This is a genomic window from Paenibacillus sp. FSL L8-0644 (assembly GCF_038008165.1).
GTDB classification, from domain to species: Bacteria; Bacillota; Bacilli; order Paenibacillales; family Paenibacillaceae; genus Paenibacillus; species Paenibacillus polymyxa_D.
In genome coordinates this window covers 114154-132987 of the sequence record NZ_JBBOYN010000002.1, presented here as the reverse complement: position 1 = coordinate 132987, position 18834 = coordinate 114154, and the positions used below count along the sequence as shown (strand labels likewise).

At 50.7% G+C, this 18834-nt stretch carries 4 protein-coding genes; all 4 read left to right on the top strand.

What is annotated here, in order from left to right:
• Nucleotides 1-27 precede the first annotated feature (27 nt).
• The 4 genes from NSS94_RS25725 (at nt 28) to NSS94_RS25710 (ending at nt 18620) form a co-directional block, all read left to right on the top strand.
• A complete protein-coding gene (locus NSS94_RS25725) occupies nt 28-204 on the top strand; it encodes a hypothetical protein (protein ID WP_341040484.1) in 177 nt (58 codons plus the stop codon).
• The gene (locus tag NSS94_RS25720) at nt 201-458 is read left to right on the top strand and encodes a condensation domain-containing protein (RefSeq protein ID WP_341040483.1); all 258 of its coding nucleotides are present in this window, start codon (nt 201-203) and stop codon (nt 456-458) included. The genes NSS94_RS25725 and NSS94_RS25720 overlap by 4 nt, the downstream gene beginning before the upstream one ends.
• A complete protein-coding gene (locus NSS94_RS25715; protein ID WP_341040482.1) occupies nt 436-7236 on the top strand; it encodes an amino acid adenylation domain-containing protein in 6801 nt (2266 codons plus the stop codon). Before NSS94_RS25720 ends, NSS94_RS25715 begins: the two co-directional genes overlap by 23 nt.
• A 164-nt stretch (nt 7237-7400) precedes the next feature.
• A complete protein-coding gene (locus tag NSS94_RS25710) occupies nt 7401-18620 on the top strand; it encodes an amino acid adenylation domain-containing protein (protein WP_341040481.1) in 11220 nt (3739 codons plus the stop codon).
• The last annotated feature ends 214 nt before the right edge of the window (nt 18621-18834 follow it).

The window sequence follows — 18834 nt, the reverse complement described above, 5'->3', positions numbered from 1 at the left end:
AGTATATTGAGTGGCTTGAAGCACAGGATGAAGAAGCAGCAGCTTCCTACTGGAAGGATTATTTGCCGCCATGATCAGCAAACTTCGATTCCGACCGGAAAAGTAGGCGTGAAAGCGGGCGATGCACAATTTGAGCATATCCTGTGCGATCTGGGCAAGGACTTGACTGACGTATGGAAATGGTGGCCAAGCAGCACCACGTGACCCTGAATACATTGCTGCAAACCGCCTGGGGCTTACTGCTTCAAAAGTACAACGGTAGTGACGACGCTGTTTTTGGCGGTGTAGTGTCGGGTCGTCCAGCGGATATTTCGGGGATCGAAACATGGTGGGCTTGTTCATTAACACCATTCCAATACGTATCCGCAGTGGTTGACGATACCTTTGCCGACCTGATCAGAACGAATCAGAAACAGGCGCTGACTTCTCAAGATTATGAAAACGTATCCGCCGTATGAAATTCAAGCCTTGACCGAGCAAAAGCAAGACCTGATCAACCACATTATCGTGTTTGAAAACTATCCGGTGGAGGAGCAGGTCGAGCAACTTGGCGAAGGGGCAGCGTCGGACTTTGAAATTCGCAATGCCGGCATGATTGAACAAACCAACTATGATTTCAATCTGGTTGTCATGCCGCAGGAAGCGATGAAAATCCGATTTGAATACAATGCGAAGTTATATGATCGTGAAGCCGTGAAGCGGACTCAGGGCCATCTGATACAGCTATTGGAGCAGGTGGTAGCGAAGCCGGACACTCGGGTGCAGGAGCTGGATATGGTAAGTACGCAGGAGCGCGAGCAAATTCTCCGCGTATGGGGCAATACAGCCGCCGAGTATCCGAGCGAGCAAACGATCCATGGCCTGTTCGAGACACAAACGGCACACACACCGGAACAGCCAGCATTGTTCTTTGAAGGAGAACAGCTGACCTATCGCGAGCTGAATGAACGTGCGAATCGTCTGGCGCGCACCTTGCGTAGTCAAGGCGTGACGAAGGATCGACTGGTGGGTCTGATGACCGAGCGTTCGGTGGACATGATCGTGGGCATCTTCGGGATTTTAAAAGCCGGGGGCGCATATGTGCCCATCGATCCGACCTATCCAGAGGAGCGTATCCGCTACATGCTGGACGACTCGGGTGCGAAGCTGTTGTTAACGCAAAACCATCTGGTTGATAAAGTGGCTTTCGACGGTAGCGTGCTGGTGCTGAATGGGGCACAGGGTGTGTATCACGAGGATGGTTCCAATCTGGAGCCGTTGTCTGGTCCGAACGATCTGGCCTATGTCATTTATACGTCAGGTACGACGGGTCAGCCGAAGGGTGTTATGTTGGAGCATCGCGGTCTATGCAATCTGAAAACGTATTTTGATCAGACGCTCAAGATCCGCACGTCGGATCATACGTTGCTGTTTGCTAGCTATTCGTTTGATGCGGCTTGCTGGGAAATCTTCCAGGCGCTGTTCTGCGGAGCCACGTTGTATGTACCAACGTCAGAGACGATTTTGGACTATGAGAGATTCGAACATTATATGACAGAACATCAGATTACGGTGGCGACGTTACCACCGACCTATGCGGTGTATCTGGAGCCGGAGCGGATGCCATACCTGCGTGTTCTGTTCACTGCGGGTTCAGCATCCTCAACAGAATTGGTATACAAGTGGAAGGATCAGGTGGCGTACTACAACGGCTACGGTCCAACCGAAAACTCGGTGGCGACGTCCGTCTGGCCGGTATCCGAGGACGAGAGAGCAGGACAACTCATTTCCATCGGACGCCCTATACCGAATCATCGGGTGTACATGGTGGATGTGCATGGACATTTGGCTCCGGTAGGCGTAGCGGGTGAACTGTGCGTGTCCGGTCCGGGTCTGGCCCGTGGTTATCTGGATCGCCCAGAGCTGACGGCTGAGAAATTTATACCAAATCCGTTTGCAGCTGGTGAAGCCGGCTACGAACGAATGTACCGTACGGGTGACTTGGCCAGATGGATGCCAGACGGCAACATTGAATATTTGGGCCGGATCGACCATCAGGTGAAAATCCGGGGTTACCGGATCGAGCTGGGCGAAGTCGAGGCACAAATTTTGAAAGTGGAGGATGTACAAGAGGTCATCGTACTGGCCCAGGCGGACGAACAGGGGCAAAACCAATTGGTGGCGTACTATGTTGCTGAAAGGGAAGTGAGCGCTGGTGAGCTGCGCAGCTTACTGGGCGAGGAGCTTCCAAACTACATGGTGCCTTCGTATTTGGTACAGCTGGAGCAGATGCCGTTGACACCGAACGGTAAAATCGACCGCAAGGCACTGCCAACACCGGAAGGCAACCTGCAAAGCGGAGCTGATTATGTCGCACCGCGGACGTGGGTAGAAGTGAAGCTGGCGCAAATTTGGCAGGATGTGCTGGGTCTGGCGCAGGTCGGTGTGAAGGAAAACTTCTTCGAGATTGGCGGACACTCGCTGCGGGCGACGACGCTGGCCTCGAAAATTCACAAGGAGCTGAACAAGCCGCTTCCACTGCGCAGTATTTTTGAAGCGCCAACGATTGAACAACTGGCAACGGTCATGGAAGGTCTGGATCAAGTGGCGTATGCGTCCATTCCGGTAACGGAAGAACGCAGCTTCTACCCGCTTTCCTCGGCGCAAAAACGACTGTTTGTGCTGCATCAGTTCGACCCGAATGATGTGAACTACAACATGCCGTCAGTGCTGCAAGTGAGTGGTCCGCTGGACGTGAAGCGAGTGGAGGACGTGTTCCGTCAACTGGTCGCCCGCCATGCAACTTTGCGTACCCGCTTTGAGCTGGTGGACAGTGAGCCGGTGCAATGGATTGAGGACACCGTGCCGTTCGAGGTGGAGTATACAAAGGTACAGGTAGAGGGTGCGACTACGGATACAGATCAGGATACAACCACGGATACGGACACGATGGTCAGCCAGGAAGCACAAGAACGGGTGCGGCAGTTTGTACGTCCGTTCGATCTGAAAGCCGCTCCGCTGCTGCGGGTAGGCTTGGTAGATTTGGGCGTACAAGGAACCGAGCAGGAATCGCAGCATTTACTCATGCTCGATATGCACCACATCGTCTCGGATGGCGTGTCCATGGGAGTACTGACCGATGAATTTGTCCGCTTATACGACGGTGAAGAGCTTTCGCCATTGCGTATACAGTACAAGGATTATGCGGTATGGCAGCAAAGCGAAGCCCATCAGGAGTGGATGCAACGTCAGGAAGCGTACTGGCTCGACACCTTCCGGGGGGAACTGCCTGTACTGGATCTACCTACGGACTTTGCCCGTCCGGCGGTGCGAAGTACCGCAGGCGATACGGTGGTGTTCGGACTGGAACGTGAAGTCAGCGAGCGGCTGAAAGAACTGGCGGCGTACACAGGCTCCACGCTGTATATGGTGCTGCTGGCGGCGTACACCGCGCTCTTACACCAATACAGCGGGCAAGAGGACATCGTAGTCGGCACACCGATTGCCGGACGACCGCATGCCGATCTGGAGCCGATGATTGGGATGTTCGTCGGAACGCTGGCATTGCGAAACTATCCGACAGCGGAACATACCTTCCGCAGCTACGTGGAAGAAGTGAAAGTTTGTGCACTGCAAGCCTATGAACATCAGGACTACCCATTTGAGGAGCTGGTGGAAAAGCTAAATGTGAAGCGGGATATGAGCCACCATCCGCTGTTCGATACGATGTTTACCCTGCAAACCACTGAGGAAGGCGAACTGCAACTGGCAGATCTGAGCTTCCGTCCATACGGCTTGGAACAAACGCCAGCGAAGTTTGATTTGACGCTGGAAGCCAGAGAGGAAGAGGCGGGTATCCAGTTCGGATTGCAGTATGCAACTGCGTTGTACGAGCGTGAAACGGTAGAACGGATGACGCGTCACTTTGTTCGCTTGGCCAAAGCTGTGGCGGTGAACCCGGATGCGAAGCTGGGTGAGCTGGAGTTGATTACAACAGAAGAAACCGAGCAGATTCTGAAGGTATTCAATGATCCGAATGCGCATAGCGTGCTTGGAGCATTACAAGGCCATTCGCTCAGCGAACGCTTTGAAGAGCAAGCGAAGCGCAACCCTGAGCGGATAGCCGTTGTGTCTGGGGCCACCGCGCTGACCTACACTGAGCTAAATGAGCGTGCGAACCAATTGGCTCGTGTGTTACGAGCGGAAGGGGTCGAAGCAGATCAACCGGTTGGCGTATTGCTGGAACGTTCTGCGGATATTCTGGTGAGCATTCTGGGGGTACTGAAGGCCGGAGGCGCGTATGTGCCGATGGATACGATGTATCCACAGGAGCGCATCGACTACATGCTCCAAGACAGTGGGGCCAAGGTCGTGATTACAAGTAGAGTTGCCAACCTGTCGCTCAGCTTGCCATCCACAGTTCGAGCTGTAGTCTTGGATGACGAGGACGTTCAAGCTCAACTGGGAGCACAGGATGCGAGCAACCTGATCCCTGTCGCCGGCCCGCATAACCTGGCCTATATGATTTACACGTCAGGCACCACCGGTCAGCCGAAAGGGGTCATGATCGAGCAGGGCAGTGTTAGCAATCTGGTAGATGCTTTATGGAAACGAGTATACAGCCGTTACGAACAGCCGCTTCATGTCGCATGGCTGTCAGCATTTGTATTTGATGCTTCGGTGAAGCAAATCTTTGCCAGCTTGCTGTTAGGCCACACTCTGCATGTGGTGTCCCGTGACGTCAGCCTGAGCGGAGAGCATTTGATCGCCTACTACCGCACGCACCGGATTGATCTGTCGGACGGCACACCTGCGCATCTGCATATTTTGAACGAAAGCGTCAGTGTGACGGAAGCGCCGGAAGTGAAGCATTACCTGATTGGTGGCGAAGCATTATCCGTGCAGCTGGTACAAGTGTTCCTGCACAAGTGGTCCGGGTATCGTCCGGTGATTACGAACGTGTACGGTCCGACCGAAACGACGGTAGATGCGACCGCTTATACGATTGAAGATGTGGAGTCCCTGAACGCACTGCTGGAAAAAGGGGAGCATACGGTATCCATCGGAACGCCGATCGCGAACCAGTCGGTGTACATCTTGAACAGCCAGCAACAGCTGGTGCCGATCGGTATCGCAGGTGAGCTTTATATCGGGGGTGCAGGTGTCGGACGAGGATACCTGAACCTGCCGGAGCTGACGGCAGAGAAGTTCGTCCTGAATCCGTTCGCTGATGCGGCAGCAACCGATCCAGCGGACAGCACTCACGCAAACCGGATGTACCGCACGGGCGACTTGGCACGGTGGATGCCAGACGGCAGTATTGAGTATTTGGGCCGGATCGACCACCAGGTGAAAATCCGGGGTTACCGGATCGAGCTGGGTGAGGTGGAAGCGCAGCTGCTGACCGTGGATGGCATTCAGAAAGCCGTGGTCACAGCATGGGAAAACGAAGACGGACACAAGGACCTGTGTGCCTACATCATAGCTTCAGCGTCCCTGAGTTTGCCGGAGCTACGGAATGCGCTGCAGCCGAAGCTGCCCGATTACATGATCCCGACGTATGTGGTACAACTGGATCGTTTCCCGCTGACACCGAACGGGAAAATCGACCGCAAGGCACTGCCGGCGCCGGAAGCACGCCTCGAAGGAGGCCTGGAGTACGTTGCACCGCGGACGCCGCTGGAAGCCAAGCTAGCCCAAATCTGGCAGGATGTCTTGAAGCTGTCCAGCGTAGGAGTCACCGACTCATTCTTTGACGTGGGTGGGCACTCCCTGCGGGCAACGACGCTGGTGGCCAAAATCCATCAGGAACTGGACAGCCGGATTACGCTGCGTGAGGTGTTCCAACACTTTACGATTGAGCAGCAAGCCCAGCTCATCGCAACGCACGGCACAGACACCTATACGGTGATTCCTGCGGCGGCGCAACAGGCATACTACCCGGTTTCCTCGGCTCAAAAACGACTGTACATTTTGAGCCATCTGGAAGGTGGGGATCTCAGCTACAATATGCCGGGTGTATTAACCGTGGAGGGACCGCTTCAGGCCGATCGGCTGGAGGATGCGTTCCGTCAGTTAATAGCTCGCCATGAAACGCTGCGGACTTCCTTTGAAATGCTGGAAGGCGAGGTCGTACAGCGGGTGTACGATCAAGTGGAGTTTGCAGTAGAGCACCTGCAAGCCAGGGAGTCCGAAGCCGATGCCTATATCGAGTCCTTTGTACGCAGCTTTGACCTTCGCCAGGCACCACTGCTGCGTGTCCGTCTTATTCAAACCGGACCAGAGCGCCATCTCCTGATGTACGACATGCACCATATTATTTCAGACGGTGTATCGTCGAACAATATCGTGCAGGAGTTGGTACAACTGTACGAAGGACAGGCATTGGAGCCGCTGCAAATTCAGTACAAAGACTACGCCGTGTGGCAGCAGCAGGAGATGCAGCGTGAATCATACCAACGCCGGGAACACTTCTGGCTGGAGCATTTAGCTGGAGAGTTGCCGGTACTGAATTTGCCAATTGCTTATCCTAGACCTGCTGTTCGCAGCTTCGAAGGTGCGATGTATGAATTTACAGTGGACGCGAATGTATCCGAGCAACTGCACCGAATTGCGACACAAACCGGAAGTACACTGTACATGGTGCTGTTGAGCGCCTACACCGTTCTGCTGTCCAAATACAGCGGTCAGGACGATTTGATCATCGGTACGCCAGTAGCAGGCCGCTTGTTGCCTGAGCTGGAGCCACTGATCGGAATGTTCGTCAATACGCTAGCCATCCGGCATCAGCCGAAGGGCAACCAAACGTTCCACAGCTACTTGCAGGAAGCCAGAGATCGTACGCTGCAAGCCTTTGAGCATCAGGATTATCCACTGGAAGAGTTGGTGGAAAAGCTGGATGTAGCACGGGATGCAAGCCGTAACCCGTTGTTTGACACCATGTTTGTACTGCAAAATACAGAGTCGCAGGAAACGAAGCTAGAAACGCTGTCCTTCAGTCCATATGTTCAGGAGCACAGCATCTCCAAATTCGATTTGACCTTGTCTATGAGTGATGAAGACGGGGAAATCAAGGGTTCGTTTGAATATTGCACGAAGCTGTTTGGAGCCGACGCTATTGAGAGATTAACCAGAGATTTGATAGCGATCCTGTCCCAGATTGGAATCGATCCAGATTTGCTGTTAGGCGATATCCAGGTGAACTCGGACGAGCAGCCGGAAGGCTTCTCACCGGATTCCATCGACTTTGTTTTTTAAATCCGTTTTCTAAAATGCAATGAATTCACTTTGCGTGTGCAGAGGGCGGCGGCTTGTCCGACTGCCCTTGCCTGCAAAGTATTCTTTTTCTGACACAACGCTCATGTACGTAACAACGCACCATCCAACCGGGGAACAGGCCCCGAGAAGCAGGAGGGATGTCATTGAAAGCCTTATTTGAGAAGGAAAAAAATTACTGGAGTCATAAACTGGAATCTGAGGATCATACCATCTGCCTACCATACACTAACCATGTGTCCAGAAGTACAACTGTAACGAGTTTAAATTCCCATACGTACACGCTCACATTTCCAACTGAAATTTCCCAAAGAATATCATCTATAACAGGTGGCGCTCCATGGGCCGTGTTTATGGTCCTGCTTGCTGGAGTAGAGAGCTTATTGCATAAATACACAGCTGAGGAACGTGTGCTGCTGGGCATTCCGGTAGCCAAGTCTAGCAACGGTGCTACAAAGCCGATCAACCATCTACTTTTATTGAAAAATACGCTGGATTCCAGCACAACCTTCAAAGCCTTGCTGTCTCAAATCAAAACCTCTGTCGGCGAAGCTATTGAACATCAAAACATTCCTTTTTGGAACTATTCTGAATTACTTGACATTCAACGTAATGAGGATGGAAAGCCTCTTATTCACACCACAGTATCCTTGCGAAATATTCATATTTCTGATTTTTTGGATCACGTACAATCTGAACTAGATTTCCAGTTTCAATGGGAACATGAAGCGGTTTCCCTAAACGTAAAGTATAGTAGCGACCGTTATAGCGAGACGACGATTGAGCACTTTGTTGAGCAGCTTCTGCGGCTGTACACTATTGTTTTGCAGCAGCCAGAGTTGGCGATTTCCACAGCACAAGTGCTGTCAGAGCAAGAAATAGAGCAGCTGCTCCATACCTTCAACGATACAAATGTGGATTATCCACGTCATGCGTCTATTCATGAATTGTTCGAGAAACAGGCGAAGCAGACACCACAGCAGGTGGCGGTAGTGTGTGGGCAAGATAGCCTAACCTATGCAGAATTGAATGAAAAGGCCAACCGACTGGCTCATTCTTTACGTAAGCAGGGAATCCGCACCGAGCAGACGGTCGGCATTGTAGCTGAACGCTCGATTGAGATGATTGTCGGTATGCTCGGAATTCTCAAAGCAGGTGGAGCGTATGTACCCATTGATTCTGATTACCCGGATGAGCGTGTACGCTATTTGCTGAAGGATTCCGGTGCGGACATACTGCTCGTGCAGCGAATGGAACATCGGCCCACTGATTTTAAGGGAATGGTGCTTGACCTTAGCGATGCCGCAATTTATGGAACGGATGATGCTGATCGTTACGATCCCATTTTGTCGAATGAGCACGGGACGAATACTGATTCGGGATACGTGGACTGCCTAGATCCGTTCTACTCCATTTCCGCCAGTCCCGAACTTGCTTCTACGACAACCATACAACCAGAAATCATGCAACCAAAAGCTACGCAATCAGAACAAGCAGAACCAGAACAAATACAGCAGACTTATGCAGCTAAAGAACAACCACAGGCGAGCGCAGCTGGTCGCTTGGCCTATATTATGTACACCTCAGGGACTACAGGCCAGCCCAAAGGGGTTATGGTGGAGCACCGTAATGTCGTGCGTTTGGTGACAAACACAAACTATGCACGCTTGAATGCCGACACACGCATTTTGCAGACCGGGTCTGTTGTCTTTGACGCGTCCACCTTCGAAGTTTGGGGTGCGCTATTGAACGGTGGACAGCTGGTGCTGGTGAGTCAGGATGTTATTTTGGACGCGCCCAAGCTCAAGGAAGTTGTCCGCAATCACGGCATTACCACGATGTGGCTGACCGCACCACTCTTTAATCAGCTATCCCAGCAGGACTTGGAACTATTTGAGGGGATGCGGGAGCTATTGGTCGGTGGTGATGTGCTGTCCGTACCGCATATTAATCGGGTATTGGAGGCCCATCCGAATCTACATATTATTAACGGCTACGGTCCGACGGAAAATACGACTTTTTCTACCACACAAGCCATTACTGGCGTTCAATCGGGATCTGTGCCCATTGGTAGCCCGATCTATAACTCGACGGCATATGTCGTGGACGGTTCGATGCAGCTCCAGCCTGTTGGAGCGTGGGGGGAACTGATTGTCGGCGGTGACGGGGTGGCTCGCGGATACCGCAACCGCCCAGAACTGACGACCGAAAAGTTCATTGACAGCCCGTTCCGTGGTGGCGAACGCTGCTATCGAACAGGGGACCTGGTGCGTTGGAATGCGGACGGGACGCTGGAATATAAGGGACGGATCGACGCGCAGGTAAAAATCCGGGGCTACCGGATCGAGCTGGGCGAGGTGGAAGCACAGCTGTTGAAGCTGGAGGCAGTCCGAGAAGCTGTTGTAATTGCACATGAAGATGAACAGGGGCAAAAGCTGCTCTGCGCATATGTGGTCACCCATGCGGAAGTAGCGACAAGTGAGCTGCGTAGCGCTTTGAGTCAGGAGCTGCCGGGCTACATGGTACCGTCGTATTTTGTACAGCTAGAGCAATTGCCACTGACGCCCAACGGCAAGGTGGATCGCCGAGCGTTGCCACAGCCAGAGGGAGGTGTAGGCTCAGGCGCAGAATATGTACCTCCTCAAAATCAATTACAAGCACAACTGGCTAGCATCTGGAAAGATGTGCTTGAGCTTGAGCGCATTGGCATTAAGGATAACTTTTTTGAGGCAGGAGGACATTCCCTGCGGGCGACACATGTCATATCACTCATCTATAAAGAATTGCATAGAAATGTGCAGCTAAAGGATCTGTTCCAGCATCCGACCATTGAACAGCTGGCGCAAGTTATTGAAGCACTGGAGCAAACCACTTATGAATCCATCCCTGTTACGGAGAATAAGCCATTTTATGCGGTCTCTTCGGCTCAAAAACGGATGTATATCCTCAATCAGCTTGATGGAGCGGGAATTAGCTATAACATACCTGGTGTCCTGACTCTGACCGGTTCACTTAATCACAAGGCACTGGATAGCGCGTTCCGTCAGCTTATTGACCGTCATGAAACATTGCGCACAAGTTTTGAGACCATGAACGGTGAACCTGTCCAGCGAGTACATGACGAGGTTCCTTTTTGCATGGAATTGACTAATGCTCACGGAGCTACCCCAAAGGAAACGGATGAGCTGGTACGTAACTTTGTCCAACCATTCGATCTGGGGCAGGCTCCGTTATTCCGAGTTGGTTTGATTGAAACAGACCCAGAGCATCATATTTTGCTCATGGATATGCATCATATCATTTCGGACGGCACCTCTATAAATGTACTAATTCAGGACTTCATTCATTTATATGCAGGCGACACGCTGCCCTCGTTACGCATTCAGTATAAAGACTACGCCGCTTGGCAACAGAAGCAGCAGCAAAGTGAACGCTACCGGGAACAGGAAAACTACTGGCTCAATACCTTCGCAGGAGAGCTACCAGTGCTTGATCTACCGACTGATTATCCACGGCCAGCGGTGAGAAGCTTTGAAGGAGATGTGCTGGAATTTACGCTTGACCAACGACAAAGCGCAGGCTTAAAAAGCATTGCGGTGCAGACGGAATCGACATTATATATGGTGCTGTTGGCAGCCTATTCGGCTTTGCTTAGCCACTATAGCGGGCAGGAGGATATTATTGTCGGTTCGCCAATTGCAGGGCGGCCCCATGCGGATCTTGGCAGTCTGATCGGGATGTTCGTGAATACACTGGCAATCCGTAATTATCCAGAAGGCGGGAAAACGTTCCGCGATTATGTGTTGGAGGTCAAGGAAAACGCGTTAAAGGCTTTTGAACATCAGGATTATCCGTTTGAAGAGCTAGTGGAGAAGCTGGGCGTGGATCGAGATTTAAGCCGTAATCCGTTATTTGATACCATGTTTGCACTACAAAACATAGAGCAAAAAGAGCAGCAGCTGGCGGGGCTGCAATTGGCATCTTATCCAAGTGAGCAAACGACGGCCAAATTTGATTTGAGTCTGTTCGCAGTGGAGGATGGAGAACAAATTTCCTGTGCTCTTCAATACGGAACTCGGCTGTACAAACGAGAAACCATTGAACGACTGACTGAACATTTGCAGCAGCTTATCAATGCGGTTACTCAACAGCCGGATATCGCTCTTTCGGCTATAGAAATGGTTTCGGCCCAAGAAAAAGAGCTGCTTGTGCAGAGATTCAATGATACGGTAGCAGACTATCCGTATCCACGAGATCAAGCACTGCATGTGCTGTTCGAGGAACAGGTAGCACAATCACCTGATCGGCTGGCCATCACCTTTGCGGACATGCAGCTTACCTACCGTGAGCTGAATGAACGTGCCGACCGTCTGGCACGCATTCTCGCTTCCCATGGGATACGGCGCGGGTCCGAGCCAGAGACACAGCGAGTAGCAATTATGGCTGAACGCTCCATTGAAATGGTCGTCGGTATGCTGGCGATTTTGAAGGTCGGAGGGGCTTACGTTCCCATTGATCCTGATTATCCTGAAGAGCGTATCCGTTATTTACTGGAGGATTCCGGTGCGGGGCTGTTACTGTTACAACGACGTGAGCAGATGCCTTTTGAACCAGGCATTCCGGTCATCGATTTGAGTGATGAACAACGATGGAGTACCAAATCTGAATTTGACGCTCATACGGATGGAACACTTCCGATTACAACAGGGGGATCTTCCTCGGATCTTGCGTATGTGATCTACACCTCTGGTACGACAGGCAAGCCGAAGGGCGTGATGATTGAGCACCGTAATGTCGTGCGCCTAGTGAAAAACAAAAGCTATGCCACGCTTGATGAAAATACACGTATGCTGCAATTGGGCGCAGTTGTGTTCGATGCCTCCACATTTGAAATCTGGGGAACGCTGCTGAACGGGGGACAACTGTATGTGGTAAGTCATGACACTATTCTGGATGCCTCCAAGCTCAAACAGGCAATTGACAAGTATCGTGTTAACACGATGTTCATGACCACGGCTTTATTCAATCAATATTCGCAGCAAGAAATCGGAGTGTTTGCGTCCTTGAAGGAGTTGCTCGTGGGTGGTGATGTGTTGTCTGTACCGCACGTCAATCGTGTGTTGAAGGAGTACTCGCAGCTTCGCCTAGCCAATATTTATGGGCCGACTGAGAACACCACCTTTTCCACCATCTATGACATTACAGAACCGCAAACCCAGGCTATTCCCATTGGACGTCCAATTGATCACTCGACCGCTTATGTGGTCAATCGTTCGTTGAAGCTGCAACCTATCGGGGCCTGGGGGGAACTGATCGTCGGTGGTGATGGTGTTGGGCGTGGATATCTGAATCGGCCCGAGCTTACGGCGGAAAAATTTATTGAAAGTCCATTCCGGTCTGGAGAATATTGCTATCGTACAGGGGACTTAGTGCGTTGGCGTGCTGATGGTGTACTGGAGTACAAGGGAAGAATGGATGAACAGGTCAAAATTCGCGGCTACCGCATTGAACTGGGTGAAATTGAAACCCGTTTGTCCACGATTCCAGGTGTGAAGGAATCAGTTGTTACCGTGCGGCAGGACGATCACGGACAAAAACAGCTATGTGCCTATTTTGTAACAGATAGCGAACTGAGCGCCAGCGACTTACGTAACATTTTGTCGCAGGATCTGCCTGGCTATATGGTGCCGTCCTACTTTGTGCAGCTCTCCAGACTGCCTTTGACGCTGAATGGCAAAGTAGACCGCAGGGCACTGCCCGCACCTGAGCACAATCTCGATACAGGTATGGACTATGTGGCACCCGAGACGGATGTCCAACAGGCACTGGCTACAGCTTGGGGAGCCATTCTTGGTATCCCGAAAGTCGGAATACAGGATAACTTTTTCCATTTGGGTGGTGACTCCATCAAGGCCATTCAAGTATCGTCCCGCTTATTTCAGGCTGGATACAAGCTGGAAATGAAGGACTTGTTCAAATACCCGACAATTGCAGGACTAAGCACATATATTCAGCCTGTTAACCGAATAGCCGAGCAGGGCGAGGTTACAGGAAATGTAGTGCTTACACCGATTCAGCGCTGGTTTTTTGAACAGCCAACGGGAGAACCACACTATTTTAACCAATCTGTCATGCTCTATCGTCAGGAAGGCTATGACGAACAGGCACTACGGCGGGCGCTCCATCAGATTACATCGCACCATGATGCACTGCGTATGGTTTTTAGTTTGTCGGAGAACGGATGTACAGCATGGAACCGCAGTGTAGAGGAAGGCGAACCGTACCATCTAGAGTGCTTTGATTATAATGACAGCGATGTAAACCAGCAAGATTTGGCGAAGATAATTGAAGCGAAGTGCAATGAAATTCAATCTGGTATTTCTCTAAGTGAAGGTCCGCTGATGAGACTGGGGCTGTTCCGTTGCCCGGATGGAGATCATCTGCTGGTCGTGATTCATCATTTGGCGGTGGACGGGGTATCTTGGCGCATTTTATTCGAGGATTTGGCGACTGCCTATGATCAAGCTTCCAAGGGTGAACAGGTGATTCAGCTGCCTCATAAAACAGATTCGTTCCAAACATGGGCCGAGCAGCTGCACGCTTATGCCAACAGCCCAGCTATGGAACGTGAGCAAGCGTATTGGGGGAAACTTGCACAAGCGGAACGGACTCCTTTGCCGCAGGATTACGGGTATAATGAGCACGAAAAGCCATTGATTGGCGATAGTGAATCGGTTACTGCTTTGTGGACACACGCAGAGACAGAGCAGCTGCTCAAACAGGCCAATCGTGCCTACCGTACAGAAATTAATGACCTGTTGCTAACGGCGGTAGGAATGGCATTGCAAGCATGGAGTGGAAATGATCGGTTCCTGATTAATCTGGAGGGACATGGACGTGAAGCCATTTTACCAGAGGTGGACATTACCCGGACGATAGGGTGGTTTACAAGCCAATATCCTGTTTTGCTCGATATGCCTGAAGAACTGGCACTTTCGCAACGGATTAAGCGGGTGAAGGAAGGACTGCGCGGCATCCCGCAAAAAGGGATTGGCTACGGTGTACTGAAATACTTAGCCGATCATCAGACACAGGCACCGGAGGCATCTCCAGCCCTATTTACGACAGACCCCGAAATCAGCTTTAACTATTTGGGACAGTTCGATCAGGATATGAAAGGGAACGACTTGCAATCATCCTCATATGAGGGTGGGATGCCGCTGAGCCCGACCATGGCTCGAACGTATACGCTGGATTTTGGTGGCATCATTTCGGGAGGTCAACTGGGTCTGACGATTAGCTATAGCCGTACCAGCTATAGACCGGAGACGATCGAGCGATTGGCGAAATTACTGGAATCGAGCCTGCGCGAAATTTTGGTGCATTGCATCCATAAAGAACACCCGGAGCTTACCCCAAGTGATATTTCCTATAAAGGAATGAGTGTGGAGGGCTTGGACAGCCTCTTATCTGAAATGGGTGCTGCAGGTGAGATCGACAATGTATATGCACTGACCCCGATGCAGAAAGGGATGCTGTTTCACAGCCAGCTAGATAGTCAAGCAGCCGCGAATGACGCGTATTTTGAGCAGGTTTCTTATGATATGCGAGGTCAGATGGACATTCGGGCTTTTGCAGAAAGCCTGAATATTCTGGTTCGGCGACATGAGGCGCTGCGTACACATTTTTATTTTGGCAGAGATACGGAACCGTTGCAGGTGGTGTATCGAAATCAGGATTGCGGCTTTCAATATGAAGATTTACACCATCTGGAGAAGGATGAAATAGATACCCGGGTGAAAAATTTCAAGCTACAAGATAAAGCACGAGGCTTTGATCTGCGTAGGGATGTTCTGCTGCGTGTAGCGATTTTACGTACCGGAGAAGACAGCTATCATTTTGTATGGAGCTTCCATCATATCGTCATGGACGGCTGGTGTCTGTCCCTTATAAATAAAGAAGTGTTTGAAAGCTATGCAGCACTTCAGGAGGGCAGAGTACCAGAGCTAGCACCCGCAGTGCCGTACAGCCGCTTTATTGAATGGCTCGAAGCACAGGATCGCAAGGCGGCAACCGACTACTGGAGCAGCTATTTATCCGGATATGAGCAGCAAACAGCATTACCAGCTGTAAAATCCGGTCGCAAGAGTGGAGGCAACACGGCTAGTGATTGGGTGACGGTTTTGGAACGTGAGTTGACCCTCCGGGTGGAGGAGACGGCTAAGCGATATCAAGTGACCATGAATACGTTATTACAAACCGTCTGGGGGATTGTGCTGCAAAAATATAACAACCACAGTGACGTCGTATTTGGCAGTGTCGTCTCAGGCCGTCCATCGGATATTATCGGGGTAGAGGATATTATCGGCTTGTTCATTAATACCATTCCTGTTCGCATCCTTAGTGAGGCAGGGGAATCTTTTGCAGAAGTTATGAAGAAAACGCAGGAGCAGGCTCTGGCTTCTCATGCGTATGATACGTATCCACTGTTTGAGATTCAGGCATTGACCGATCAGAAACAGGATTTAATTAACCATATTATGGTATTTGAAAATTATCCGGTAGATGAGCAGGTCGAAGAACTGGGAAGTGACGGGCAGGAACTATTCCCGATTTCCAACGTGGTGGCTGCAGAGCAGACTAACTATGATCTGAGCTTAGTCGTTATGCCAGGAGAATGCATCAAGATTCGTTTTATGTATAATGCGTTAAGTTATGATCAAACAGGCATTAAGCGTCTGCATGGACATTTTGTGAATCTGTTGGAGCAAGTTTTGCTTAACCCGAATGTTTGCATAGAAGAGCTGGAACTGGTTACAGCGGCGGAAAAACAACAAATTACAGGAGAGTTTAATAACACTGCCTCTGCATATCCAAGCAATCACACGATCCAAAAATTGTTTGAGGAGCAGGCAGAGCGTACGCCGGATCATATTGCCGTCGCTTTGGGTCATCAATCATTGACCTACCGGGAGCTCAATGAGACAGCCAACCGATTAGCGCATACGCTGTGTGATGCAGGGGTGAAACCCGATGAACCTGTTGGCATTTTGACGGAGCGCTCGCTGGATATGATTACGGGAACACTCGCTATTTTGAAGGCTGGTGGCGCGTATGTGCCGGTAGATCCACAATATCCGGAGGACCGTATCCGTTATATGCTGGAGGACTCGGGAGCCAAACTGCTGCTGGCTCAACAAGATTTGCTGGATCGTTGCTATTTTGACGGACAGATTGTTAATCTGAATGAGGATACGTCCTACAGTGCAGATGCTTCCAATCTGGGTATAGATGGAGCGGGTAATCATGCTGCTTATGTTATTTATACCTCAGGCTCAACAGGTAAGCCTAAGGGTGTCGTTGTTGAGCATCAAAGTGTCGTGCGCCTTGTCCGCAATACCGATTATGTGCCATTTGATGAATCGACTCGAATGCTGCAGACTTGCGCGTTTGTATTTGATGTATCTACGTTTGAAATTTGGGGCGCGCTGCTGAACGGCGGTCAGCTTGTTCTTGTGCATAAGGATGATCTATTGGACGCGGCCAAGCTTAAAGAGACGATACGGGATCATAGCATCACCATGATGTGGCTGACCACACCGTTATTTAATCAGCTTTCACAGCAGGATAGTAAACTTTTCGGCGATGTGAAGTATTTGCTGGTTGGTGGTGATGTTTTGTCTGCACCCCATATTAACCGGGTTCTGCGTGATAATCCGGACATGAACATCATTAACGGCTATGGACCAACGGAAAATACAACCTTTTCGACGACGTATCACATTACGGAAGAACAGCTGGATTCTGTGCCGATCGGACGTCCCATCTGCAATTCGACGGCGTATGTTGTGGATTCGTCATTTAACCTGCAACCGGTCGGAGCCTGGGGTGAGCTGGTTGTCGGCGGAGACGGAGTTGCACGTGGTTATTTAAATCGTTCTGAGCTGACGGCTGAGAGATTTCTTGCTAACCCGTGGGTGGACGGAGATCGCCTGTACTGTACAGGAGATCTTGTTCGCTGGCGTGAAGACGGCATATTGGAATACGCCGGACGGATTGATCAACAGGTTAAAATTCGCGGTTACCGGATTGAGCTGGGCGAAGTGGAGGCGCGGCTGGCAAGTGTACCGTCCGTGCGGGATAGCGTCGTTATCGCTTTGCGGGATGGAACGGGTCAACAGCAATTATGTGCTTACTTCACTGCCGATGAACAGCTGACCGTCCGTGAGATTCGAGCTGCGATGTCGGCCAGTCTGCCGAGCTATATGATTCCATCCGCATTTGTACAACTGGATCGGCTTCCGCTGACGACAAACGGCAAAATCGATCGCAAAGCTTTACCTGTGCCGGACAAAGGGCTGCACACGGGTATAGAATATGTCGCCCCGCGAACCGATGTGGAGCAGTTGCTGGCATCCATTTGGCAGGAAGTGCTTGAAATTCCACAAGTGGGTATCCATGATGACTTTTTCACGTTGGGTGGACATTCCTTGAAAGTACTGGAGCTTATACGCAAAGTTCACCTTGCCACAGACATTGAGCTCCCCATCCGTAGTGTTATGGACTTCCCGACTATAGAAGAGCAGGCGCTCACATTATTGAAAGCGGATCTGGAATACAAGGCCGATAGTCCAATCATACGGTTGAATGAACACGGTCCGATCTCCATCTTCTGCTTTCCTCCTATGCTTGGATACGGGCTGTCGTTCGCGGAGCTGGCCAAACAACTGGATCAGGACGCAGTCGTGTATGGATTGGAGTTCGTGGATGATGCTGCCGATGAGCAGGCCATGCTGGCACGTTACGTTGATTTGATCGTCAGCACGCAAGCGCAAGGTCCGTATGTACTGCTTGGTTATTCCATAGGTGGTAATCTGGCGCATAAGGTTGCTGACACACTGGAACGTCAAGGTCATACCGTATCAGATATTTTTATGCTCGATTCGGTCAAAAGGGCGGAAGCCCTGCCCTTCACAGCTGAAGAAACAGAGCATGAAATTCATGACATGCTGGAACAGGTTCCCGACTCCTACCGTGAGCTGTTGAATGAAACGTACCAACGTAAAATGATCGCTTACGCGGTGTATGGCAACCAGCTTGTGAATACAGAGAGCGTTCAGGCGAATATTCACGGCTTTGTCGCCGTTGGATCGGAAACGGTGAGGGGTACAGGAGATAATCGACTTTTATGGAAAGACGCTACACAAGGTAGCTATGAAGAGCATAGCTTGATTGGTAATCATTATGAACTACTGGAACCCGGATTTATCGAGAAAAATGTAAACAGTATCCGTGCCGCAATACAAAAGATAACTCGGAACACGGACAAAGACATGACACAAGATTTAGCACATCATAAATCTTGAAAATCTACGGTTGATGATTTTAAGAACTGAATCACTAATTTTTTAATCTGTAACACATGAATCCTGATCGACAGGTAAGATGCCGTCTGCTTACACGACTCGATCAGGATTCGCTTTATTATGTGCACTCCCGCGATGGGAAGTGCGATGATTCCATAGCGCCATGCTGATGGCTTCCATACGGAGTATAAATATCTGCTCGCTATGCAATCAC

Excerpts from the sequence above, each read along its gene's own strand:
- NSS94_RS25715 (WP_341040482.1), top strand. The coding sequence starts at position 436 with ATGAAAACGTATCCGCCGTATGAAATTCAAGCCTTGACCGAGCAAAAG.
- NSS94_RS25725 (WP_341040484.1), top strand. The coding sequence starts at position 28 with ATGAAGAAGCAGCAGCTTCCTACTGGAAGGATTATTTGCCGCCATGAT.